Source organism: Pseudomonas rubra (assembly GCF_028656935.1).
Lineage (GTDB): Bacteria > Pseudomonadota > Gammaproteobacteria > Pseudomonadales > Pseudomonadaceae > Aquipseudomonas > Aquipseudomonas rubra.
Map to the genome: position 1 here is coordinate 1 of NZ_JAMDGZ010000003.1, position 10,617 is coordinate 10,617.

Here is a 10,617-nt window from a genome sequence, read left to right on the forward strand (position 1 = left end):
CCGTAAGGGCGGAAGGGGCCAGCAGCCTCGCCACATCAATTGGATATGCACACATGCGCAGGCCAACCCTGAGCCATCTTCATAGATCAGGATTAGAGATGTGTAGATACCGATGCCGCGATCAGCTCACCCCTCTTTCTGGCCAGGCTTGACCACCACCGTACAGGTCGTCCCCGCCGCCAGCAAAAAGCCCTCCGGCACTTCGTCGATGTGAATGCGCACCGGCACCCGCTGGGCCAGGCGCACCCAGTTGAAGGTCGGGTTGACGTCGGCGATCAGCTCGCGGCTTTCAGGATTGTCACGGTCATAGATCCCACGCGAGATACTTTCGACGTGGCCCTTGAGCCGCTCGCCGCTCATCATCTGCAGCTCGGCCTGGTCACCCACCCGAACACGCGGCAGCTTGGTTTCTTCGAAGAAGCCATAAACCCAGAACGAATCCTTGTCGACCACCGCCATCTTCGCCTCGCCGGTGCGCGCATAGTCACCACGGTGGACGTTGAGGTTGGTCACGTAGCCATCGACCGTGGCCAGGATCTTCGTGCGCTTGAGGTCCAGTTGCGCCGCCGCCAGTTGCGCCTGGGCCTGCTGGTAGTCGGCCAGCGCCGAATTGGCGATGTTGCTGGCGTCGTCGCGGTTCTCCCGCGAGATCACCAGGTTGTCCATGTCGGCGCGGCGATGGGCGTTGACCTTGCGCATTTCCCAGGTGGCCTTGCGTGAAGCCACCAGTGCCTCGGCCTGCCTGACCGCCACTTCGTAGTGCTCGGGGTCGATTTGCAGCAGCACCTCGCCCTTTTTCACCAGCTGGTTGTCACGCACCGGGACATCGACCACATAGCCCGGCACGTCGGCGGCAACGTTGATGATGTCGGCACGCACCCGCCCATCGCGGGTCCAGGGCGTGTTCATGTAATGCATCCAGAGCTGGCGACCGATCACCACAGCAGCGGCGAGCACCAGCAAGGTAGCGATCAGGCTGAAAAACTTTTTCATCAACACAGGTCTCAACGGTAGAGAGTCAGGGCCATGGCGCCGAACAAACAGATGAACAGGCACAGGCGCAGCAGCGCCGGGTGCCAGAAGAAGCGGTAGCCGTCATGGCTTGCGATGAAGCGGTCCAGGCCCCAGGCAAGGCCGGCGGCGAACAGGAACATCAAGGTCATGGTCGGCATGTAGACGCCATGAAAGGCGATTTCACGAGGCATGGGGCAGTCCTTTGGCCGGGGCCAGATCGGCCAGCGGCGACTGAGGGTCGAGCAACGAGGTGCGGATGAAGTGCAGATAGCTCTGCACCCGGCGCAAGGCCGAGGTGTCGAAGTGGCGGGCGAACGGCTCATCGGTGGCCTGCACGCGGCTGATGGCATGGTCCACCGCCACCAGCGCGCGCTCATGGTTGCTCGCACTCGGCTGCATGAACAGGCGCGCCAGGGCCCGGCCCATGACGCGGATAGCCTGGCGCCAGGGCTGCGACTCGGCGTAACACGGATGCACCGGCAATATCGCCTGCTCCTTGCGCAACTCGATGATCGCGTGGCCCACCTCGAGCACCACGAACATCCAGCGCAGCAAGGTGCTCTGCACCAGCGGCTGGCCGACCGCCAGGCCATAGGCCTGGTGCAGCAGGTCGCGAGTGCGGCTTTCAAAGCCCGACCCCAACCCGCGCAGACGGCCGCTGATCGCGTACAGCACCTGGGCGCGCAGGTCCTGCTCCAGGCGGTTCCACAACCAGCGGCTGTTGGGCGGCAGGATGATCGCCCCGGCAGCGGCGCAGACCAGCATGCCGATGACCATGGCGATGTAGTCGTTGATGAAGTTGTAGGGGTTGTAGATGGTCAAGTTGTCCGGCACGGAACCTGTGGCAAAAAAGATCAGCAAGCCCAGCCCGTAACCGGCATAGGCCGGGCGCGAAGCGAGGAACGCGCCGAGCACGAACACCGGCGCCAGGACCAGGCACAGCAATGGGAAGCCGTCGATCCAGGGGAACACGAAGAAGGTTTCGAAGAAGCCGACGAAGGCGCCGAACAAGGTGCCGCAGGCCATCTGGAACGACATGCGTTTGGGGTTTGGCGTAGCCGCCGAGAGGCCGACGGTGGCCGCCGCGATCAGGGTCATCATCGCCCCGCTTGGCCAGGCGGTGATGATCCAGAAACTGCCCAGCACCAGCAGGATGAACGCGGCGCGCACGCCGGCCGCCAGCGAGGCCATCCAGTTGGTCTGCGCCACATAAGGCTCATCCCACTGCTCGCGGGCATGGTTGTGCTCGGTCAGCGAAGCGTGGGTCTGGGCATAGTTGTGCATGTCGTCGACGAAGCGGTACAGCAGCTCGTAGGCGGTATGAAAATCCAGCAAGTCGGCATCGCTGGGGCCACTCTCGACAAACGCGGCGCGCAAGCTGCGCACCCGTTCCGGCAAATCTTCCTTGTAGGCCGCCAGCTGTCCGGCCAGGCGCGCCGCATCCGCCTCGGTCAGGCCACGGCCGGCATAGGCGTCGAGCAGTTCGGCCAGGGCACTGAGCCCAGGCTCGATGGCCGTGACGATTTGCAACGGCCCGCGCAAACGCAAGCGTTCAAGCAACTGATGCAAAGCGTTGAAGCGCGTGGTGATGGCCATGAACTCGCTGTTCATCCGCCCCAGCCGGCCGCTGCGTCGGCGCATGTGCGGGTCTTCGAAGGCGGTGACACTGCGCAGGCTCTCCAAGCCCACCGCTTCGGCGATAAAGCGCACGTTGCTGCTTTCAAATCGGTCGCGCTGGCTGTCACCACGCAAGCCCTCAGCGACGAAACCGGCGAACACACCAAAGCGCTGGTACAGGGCGTTACGCATCGAGGCACTGGCCGACTGCGGCAAAATCGCCGCACTGACCAGGGTCGAAACCAGAATCCCCAGGGAGATTTCCAGCACCCGCCACACCGCCGCCATGAACGCGCCGTCAGGGTGCTGCAGGGCCGGCAGGCCGACCATCGCCGCAGTGTAACCGGCGAGCACGAAACCATAGGCGCGAAAGCTGCGGTAGCGCATGGCCCCGGCCGAGCACAAGCCGACCCAGATCGCCAGGCTCGGCAGGAACAGCTCGGTGTTCTGCGGGAACAGGGCAATCAGCGCGACCATCATCGACGATCCTGCCAGCGTGCCCAGCAGCCGGTAGAAACTCTTGGCGAACACGTGGCCGCTCTGCGGCTGCATGACGATGAACACGGTGATCATCGCCGTGCGCGGCTGCGGCAGTTCCAGGCGCATGGCCAACCACAGGGTCAGGAAGGCGGCGCTGAGGACCTTGAAGATGTACACCCAGGTCACCCCGTCGGTGCGCACCCATTCAAAGAACCCGCGACGCCACTCCAGGGTGGCCAGCCAGCGAAACGGCAGGGTCAGTGCGCTCATTGGGCATGAACCGGCTTATCGAAAATCGCCAGGGTTGCCGGGGTTTTCGGCGCCTGTTGCTTATCCTCAGCCGGCACATCGTGACCCGCGCCCAGGCCACCGCCCAAGGCCGTGACCAGTTCGGCATGGGCACTCAGGCGCGCGGCCTGGACCTGCTGCTGGATCTGCTGCTGACGGAACAACATCGTCTGCGCGTTGAGCACATTGAGGTAATCGGTCAGGCCACGCTGGAAGGCGACCATGGCGATGTCATAGGTCTTCTGCGCCGAGGCCACGGATTCTGCGGCAAAGTGCTGCTGCTCGCTCATCGACTCACGGCGGATCAACTGATCGGAAATACCCTTGAGCGCCTCGACCACGGTCTGGTTGTAGTGCGCAACGGCAATGTCATAACCGGCCGAGGCGACACCCAATTGCGAACGCAGGCGCCCGCCATCGAACACCGGCAGGCTGATTGCCGGCCCCACGTTGTAGTTGAACTTGCGCCCGGTCAGAAACTCCAGCGGCCCGCCGCCGGTGGCCATGAAACCCAGGCCACCGACCAGGTCGACATTGGGAAAGAAACCGGCATGGGCGACATCGATACCACGAGCCTGGGCCGCCACCTGCCAGCGACTCGCGACCACGTCCGGGCGCTGGCCAACCAGCTCGGCGGGCAAGGCCGATGGCAGCTTCAACGCCGTACCGAGGGCCAGTTGCGGGCGCTGCAACTGCGCCCCCTGCCCCGGGCCTTTGCCGGCCAAGGCGGCCAGTTGGTTACGGGCCAGGGCGATTTCTTCATTCATGGCGTCGAGCTGGCGGTGGGTTTCGGGCAGCGGTGTCTGCGCCTGGCTGACTTCGAAATGGGTGCCGATACCGCCGGCCAGACGCCGCTCGGCCAGGGCCAGGATCTGCTCCTGCTGGGCAAGCTCGGCCTTGACGATATCGCGCTGGGCAAAGTGCAACGACAGTTGGATGTAGACCTTGACGATGTTGTTCTGCAGCTCGAGCTGGGCCTGACGAGCCTGGGCCACGCTCATATGGGCCATGTCCACGGCCTGCTCGCTGGCATTGCGCTCGCGGCCCCAGAGGTCCAGGGCGTAGCTCAAACCAAGCGTGGCATTGTTGTCCCAGGTGTTGGCACCAGACAACGCGCCAGGGCCATAGAACTGATCTTGCGGCCAGTTGTGGCGTTTGAGCGTCGACTGGCCGTTGACCTGCAGTTTTTCCGCCGACTCGATCACCCCGGCCATGGCCTTGGCCTCACGCACCCGCGCCGCGGCCATGGCCAGGGTCGGGCTGTCTTGTACGGCCAGGGCGATCCAGCGATCGAGTTGCGGGTCGCCGTAGGCCCGCCACCATTGCTGGTCGGGCCAGTGGGCGTCGAGGGCGGCTTCACGGATTGCCGCGTCGGTGGTCAGGGTATTGGCTTGCAGCGTCTTGCTTTGCGGGGCAATGCCCCAGGTTCCGATACAGCCGCTCAAGGTCAAGCTAAAGGCACAGGCACTGAGCGCATTGAGCGCTCTGATGATGCGACGCGGCACAGCTGCGAATTCCCGACATAGAAGGTGGATGACGCTTGGAGAGGCAATTCTAGGGGGCCGCCGCACTGGCGATAAGCATGCATTACTGCGAATCTTTGTTACGAAAACAGCGATAATCAGGCTTTAGTCTGAAGACCGCTCCGGTTACTTCATGTCACAATTTGTCGTCTACCTTGAGAGCGACCCATGGACACCCTGCAAAACATGCGTGCTTTTAGTTGCGTGGCGCAAGTCGGCAGCTTCACTGCCGCTGCTGTGCAACTGGATACGACGACCGCCAACGTGTCACGGGCGGTCTCCAATCTTGAAGCCCATCTGCAAACCCGCCTGCTCAACCGCACTACCCGCCGCATCGCCCTGACCGAAGCCGGCAAACGCTACCTGATGCGCTGCGAACAGATCCTCACCTATGTCGAGGAGGCCGAAGCCGAGGCCAGTGACGCCCACGCGCGCCCGGCCGGGCAGCTCAAGGTGCACTCGATGACCGGAGTCGGTCAGCACTTTGTCATCGATGCCATCGCCCGTTACCGCGAAACCCACCCGGACGTGACCTTCGACCTGACCATGGCCAACCGGGTACCAGACCTGCTAGACGAGGGCTACGACGTGTCCATCGTGCTGGCCACCGAGCTGCCGGATTCGGGTTTTGTCTCCCAGCGCCTGGGCATCACCTACAGCATCGTCTGCGCCTCGCCCGACTACGTGAAGCGCCACGGCATCGCCCACACGCCCAGCGACCTGCTCAATCATGCCTGCCTGCGCATGGTCAGCCCGGTGATCCCGCTGGAAAAATGGCTGTTCGACGGCCCCGAAGGCCAGGAAGTGGTCAACATCACCCAGGCGCCGTTCCAGGTGAACTCCGCCGATGCAATGAAAACCGCGATCCGCAGTGGTATGGGCGTTGGCGTGCTGCCGATCTACTCGGCGATCGAGGGCCTGCGTGACGGGTCGCTGGTGCGGGTATTGCCCGAGTATCGCCTGCAGGAGCTGAACCTGTACGCGATCTACCCGTCGCGCCAGTACCTGGATGCCAAGATCAAGACCTGGGTCGAGTACCTGCGCAATTCGCTGCCGGATCTTCTTGCCGCCCACGAAGCGGACCTGAAAACCCACGAACTGCGCATCGCCACCTGAAATCTTGCTGCACAGCGGCGGTGGAGAATGATAGCGTGCTACCCATTCTCCACCGCCCGCAGAGATCTCGCCGATGAAAAAGACTGTCCTTGCCTTCAGCCGTATCACCCCGGCGATGGTCGAACGCCTGCAGCAAGACTTCAACGTGATCGTGCCCAACCCCAAACTTGGCGACATCAGCGCCCAGTTCAACGCGGCCTTGCCCCAAGCGCATGGCCTGATCGGCGTCGGCCGCAAACTGGGCCAGGCACAGCTGGAAAACGCTGCCAAGCTGCAAGTGGTCGCCAGTGTCTCGGTGGGTTACGACAACTATGACCTGGCCTACTTCAATCAGCGCGGCATCGCCCTGACCAATACCCCCGACGTGCTCACCGAAAGCACCGCCGACCTCGGCTTCGCCCTGCTCATGGGCAGTGCCCGCCGGGTCGCGGAACTCGATGCCTGGACCAAGGCCGGCCAATGGCAGACCACCGTGGGCCCTGCGCAGTTTGGCAGTGATGTGCACGGTAAAACCCTGGGTATCGTCGGCCTGGGCAACATCGGCGCGGCGATTGCCCGGCGTGGGCACTTTGGCTTCAACATGCCGGTCATCTACAGCGGCAACAACCGCAAGCCTACCCTGGAACAGGAACTCGGGGCACAGTACCGCAGCCTCGATGAGCTGCTGGCACAAGCTGATTTCGTCTGCCTGGTGGTGCCATTGGGGGTGCAGACCCAGCACCTGATCAGCAAACGTGAATTGCAACTGATGAAGCCCAGTGCATTTCTGATCAACGTCTCCCGCGGGCCGGTGGTGGATGAAGCTGCGTTGGTCGAGGCACTGCAGGCCGGCACCATTCGCGGTGCCGGGCTGGATGTGTACGAAAAAGAGCCACTGGCAGAATCGCCGCTGTTCCAGCTGAGCAACGCCCTGACCTTGCCACATGTGGGCTCAGCCACCGCGCAAACCCGCGAGGCCATGGCCAACCGTGCCATCGACAACCTGCGCAGCGCCTTGCTCGGTGAGCGACCGCAGGATCTGGTCAATCCGCAGGTGTGGAAGTAGGCGCTCAGACACGCAACATCTTGCTCATTGTGGAGGCCGGTCAGTTAATTTTTTCTGCGCTGATTGATCGATTTTTAAGAAAATCGTGGCACAGTTAAAAAATCTTGCCGGCGTCAGGGGGAAATCATGGGAGGTCGGGTCGGTTACGCCCATTTGATCGATGCGATGGCGTTGCAGGCCATTGAAGTGAAGCAGCCTGCACTCATCCAGCCTGTGACCCGTATCGAGCGAATTGGCGGCGCGCTTTCAGTGCCACAGGCCGTTGCACCTGAAGCAGGGGACTTTCTTGCACACATCATGTTTGCGCTTAAGCATGAGGGTGTCAATCTCGCCATTTTGGCACAGGCACTTCCACGCCTCGATGGCCAACTGCTTGTCGATGCTATCTCCCAGGCGCCAAGCAGCGCGTACATTCGCAAAATATGTTTTCTTTGGGAAATGTTCTGCAACCAGCAACTGGACTACCCTGACAACCCCCGCGGCCCAGCAACCTTTCTGTTTGACCCTGCGCGGTACATTACAGGGCCCTCGCTGCGAAACAACCGTTGGAGAGTTGACTTCAACGGTTTGGGGACACTCAAGTACTGCATCACGGTAGAGCGAACGCCCGAGCTTCAGGCCTTACTCGATTACGACATCCTCGGACGCTCAAGAGCGTTCATTGCGTCTTTGCCTAAAGAAATGATGGATCGCGCAATCAACTGGGCGTACCTGAGCGAAACTGAAAGTTCATTCGCAATTGAGAAAGAAGCCCCCAGTGAGCAGAAGGCGCAACGCTTCATTCAATTGCTGCGCCAAGCTCATGACCGCCAGCCTCTCACTGAGAATTACTTGGTCGCCCTGCAGAACAGTGCGATCTCCAACCCACTGGACCGGGCTGCTGCCTTCCGACATGAGCAAAACCACCTGAGCAATGCATTGCGTGGCTCAGCCGGTGTTACCTACGTCCCTCCTCCTCCCGACCTTTGTCGCGAGCTGATGGTAGAGCTCATGGCATTCGCAAACCAGGCTCCTCTCCAGCTAGATCCTTTGGTCGCCGCCGGCATCGCCTCGTTTGGGTTCGTCTTCATACGCCCTTTCATGGATGGCAATGGACGTCTGTCGCGCTTCTTGATCCACCAGACGTTGTGTTGCAGCGGCGCGCTGGAGAACGGCCTATTGCTGCCGGTGTCTGTAGCGATGAAGCGTGAGGAGCAACGGTACCTGGAAGCTCTACAGAGCTTTTCGAAACCAGCCCGGCAATTCTGGGATGTACGTTGGATCGATGCCGACAGCATGTCGTTCGACTTTACCGGCGACCCCAGCCTGTACCAGTATTGGGATGCTACTGACTGCGTGACGTTCACAATGGAAATGGCCAAGCGGGCGTTGGAAGTCGAACTGAGGGAAGAAACCTTGTTTCTGCAGCGTTATGACACGCTCATCAAGGTGGTGAATGCAAGCTATGACGTTCGTGGAAGCCTACTAAGCAAGCTCGTTATGCAGTGCATGGACCAGAACGGCGTGGTATCCAAGGGCCGGCGAAAACAATACCTTGGATTGATTCAAGAGGAGGTTTTCGACTTCCTTGAAGCACATGCCCAGGCACTTCTTGCAAAAGCTGACACCGAGCCGCATGGAGAAGACGAGTAGGTTGGTGAGCCTGCGCGGCACCTTGCTCGGTGAGCGACCACGGGATCTGGTCAATCCGCAGGTGTGGAAGTAAGGTGCAAAATGCATAAAAAATCCGGTTCCGGTTAAGGCATCGGATTTTGATTTCTTGTGGAGAAAGGGCAAGCAGTGAGGCTTAGCCAATTGGCGATTGGGCATCCGGATCTACAATATAAGGTCGAATACTCGTGAGACCAACCGGCGGCTGGGGCAAATTCAGGGCTGCTACCGCGGCCCAGATTTCGCTATTTTCCTCCTTCAATACTCCCCAATCGGCAAAGAAATTTGCCAAGTCAAATCGTGAAACTATCGATGCACTGAGGATGAAGTCTTTCAACCCCGGAGCCGAGACAGGATGCTCTCGAATGTATCGATCCCACGCTGGCAGAAATGCCTGCCCCAGACCTTTTCTAAGCTGTTCGTAAATGGCCATGGGATCTGGGCACCGCTCGAAGTCTTTATCACCCCTGGGTTGCGCAAGCCATGCCTCTAACGCCGGCCAGCGCCCTGGAAGTGAATGGGTATACTCATTCTCATGCACACGCCCAACAGCCAGAGAGTAAAGGTTTACACTGACCTCACCAAAAGGATGAATACCATTGGTACGGTTTTGGTAGTGATGCCCATACTCATGCAGAGCGACCCAGCGGTTAGCGGCCTTGCCGCCAACGAGTGCCTCCGCATACATGCCTGCCCCATCGGAATAAGGAAGGCCAATGTACCCGGTGGTTGCATGTGGATTAGCGTTTGCTCTCGCTTCGACCGCATAAATCAGCAGACTGGATCTGCTGTGCAGGGGCGTCGATCCATCTAATCCGCTCACCTCGGCCTCAAGCCTGAGAACTTCTTCGTGAGAGCCAACGATACTCTCCGGTGCGATATTCACGAACTTGAGTGCCGTCTTCCGGAAGGCCGCAACCACCACTTGCCGACCGACCAGTTCGACTTCAGGTGCATTACTGACATTAAGCATATGCCGCCACTCGGCTGCACTGGTCAAACCCTGCTGATAGTAAGGAATAGGAATCGCGTCGCCACCCACTATTACTCGAGTAATTCCGTTGCTGGGCCCCAGTAAACTTCGAAGGTGAATGACGCCCCCCAACGGATCACGTATGACATTGCGCCCGGCTACTAGCCGTGTGGCTCGCATATTGGCTGATTGCTGAGCAGGGTCGTCCCTGTCTGCCATCCCTTGAATTCCGACGAGTAACGTAAGGTCCCCGGCATTTCCCGATACCCATACTTCGATATCTTGATTCGCAACCGCGTAATAGCCTGTTGGCTGATAATCAGCTTTGTGTAACCTCCAACTCATCTCTGCAGCTTCAGCCGAAGCTAACATCATCGGGCGCACTAGTACGGTTCGTGAATGCGGGAATCCGAGCGTTGCGTCCACCGGCAATGAGGTCAATAAGTTCCCCTGTACTCGAACGCGTAGTGTCTCTGGTTCAAATAGGTAATTATTGGGTACTTTAGTATTAGAAAAAATACCATTCTCAATATCGGCGATACCTTTCCAAGCCCCATCAGAGAATGCATATACCCCACCACTGAGCAATGTGGTTCTACCTTTAACCGATATACGGCCTTCAGCTCTTTCGGCCGAGAGTTCTGTGATGACGGGGGTAACGGGCAATCTCAACTCGCTTCCCGACTGCCCGCGCACCCGTAAATGCATAGTGTCTGGATCAACACGGTAATGTTCAGGCACCGCCGGGTTGTAGAAATCACCATCACCGACATACCCAATAGATCGCCACTCGCCGTCTTGCCATTGGGCTTCGACCAGTGCCTGTGCAGGTGCATTGATTTGCGCAGACACCGCTATCATATGAGAAGAGATGGCGTGTACTTGCCCATTGCTAAGGATGCTCCGAACAA

Annotated in this window: 8 protein-coding genes; 3 read left to right on the forward strand and 5 right to left on the reverse strand. The window is 60.0% G+C overall.

What is annotated here, in order from left to right:
- Positions 1 to 126: 126 nt before the first annotated feature.
- From M5G17_RS02235 to M5G17_RS02250, 4 genes are read right to left on the reverse strand one after another with little or no spacing between them, the layout of a single operon-like run.
- Positions 127 to 993 (reverse strand): efflux RND transporter periplasmic adaptor subunit, encoded by an 867-nt coding sequence (locus M5G17_RS02235; protein WP_130266236.1) that lies wholly within the window; start codon positions 991 to 993, stop codon positions 127 to 129.
- An 11-nt stretch (positions 994 to 1,004) separates the two neighbouring features.
- Positions 1,005 to 1,205 (reverse strand): DUF1656 domain-containing protein, encoded by a 201-nt coding sequence (locus M5G17_RS02240; RefSeq protein WP_130266237.1) that lies wholly within the window; start codon positions 1,203 to 1,205, stop codon positions 1,005 to 1,007.
- Positions 1,195 to 3,381, reverse strand: a complete 2,187-nt coding sequence (locus tag M5G17_RS02245) for an FUSC family protein (protein WP_273891381.1) — start codon at positions 3,379 to 3,381, stop codon at positions 1,195 to 1,197. The genes M5G17_RS02240 and M5G17_RS02245 overlap by 11 nt, the downstream gene beginning before the upstream one ends.
- Positions 3,378 to 4,904 carry an efflux transporter outer membrane subunit gene (locus tag M5G17_RS02250; RefSeq protein WP_273891382.1) on the reverse strand — a complete coding sequence of 509 codons (1,527 nt, stop codon included), beginning with the start codon at positions 4,902 to 4,904 and terminating at the stop codon, positions 3,378 to 3,380. The genes M5G17_RS02245 and M5G17_RS02250 overlap by 4 nt, the downstream gene beginning before the upstream one ends.
- A gap of 186 nt (positions 4,905 to 5,090) precedes the next feature.
- On the opposite strand from M5G17_RS02250, the gene M5G17_RS02255 reads away from it, so the two are divergent.
- The 3 genes from M5G17_RS02255 to M5G17_RS02265 all read left to right on the forward strand — a co-directional run bounded on the left by M5G17_RS02255 (position 5,091) and on the right by M5G17_RS02265 (position 8,715).
- On the forward strand, positions 5,091 to 6,038 hold the full coding sequence (locus M5G17_RS02255) for a LysR family transcriptional regulator (protein ID WP_273891383.1): 948 nt from the start codon (positions 5,091 to 5,093) through the stop codon (positions 6,036 to 6,038).
- Positions 6,039 to 6,111: 73 nt separating this feature from the next.
- The gene (locus tag M5G17_RS02260) at positions 6,112 to 7,083 is read left to right on the forward strand and encodes a 2-hydroxyacid dehydrogenase (protein ID WP_273891384.1); all 972 of its coding nucleotides are present in this window, start codon (positions 6,112 to 6,114) and stop codon (positions 7,081 to 7,083) included.
- 126 nt (positions 7,084 to 7,209) lie between these two features.
- Positions 7,210 to 8,715: a Fic family protein gene (locus M5G17_RS02265; RefSeq protein WP_273891385.1), complete on the forward strand. Its 1,506-nt coding sequence runs from the start codon at positions 7,210 to 7,212 to the stop codon at positions 8,713 to 8,715.
- A gap of 154 nt (positions 8,716 to 8,869) precedes the next feature.
- Here M5G17_RS02265 and M5G17_RS02270 read toward each other — a convergent pair.
- Positions 8,870 to 10,617 (reverse strand): M60 family metallopeptidase (locus tag M5G17_RS02270; protein ID WP_273891386.1); only part of this gene is annotated, 1,748 nt, incomplete at its 5' end.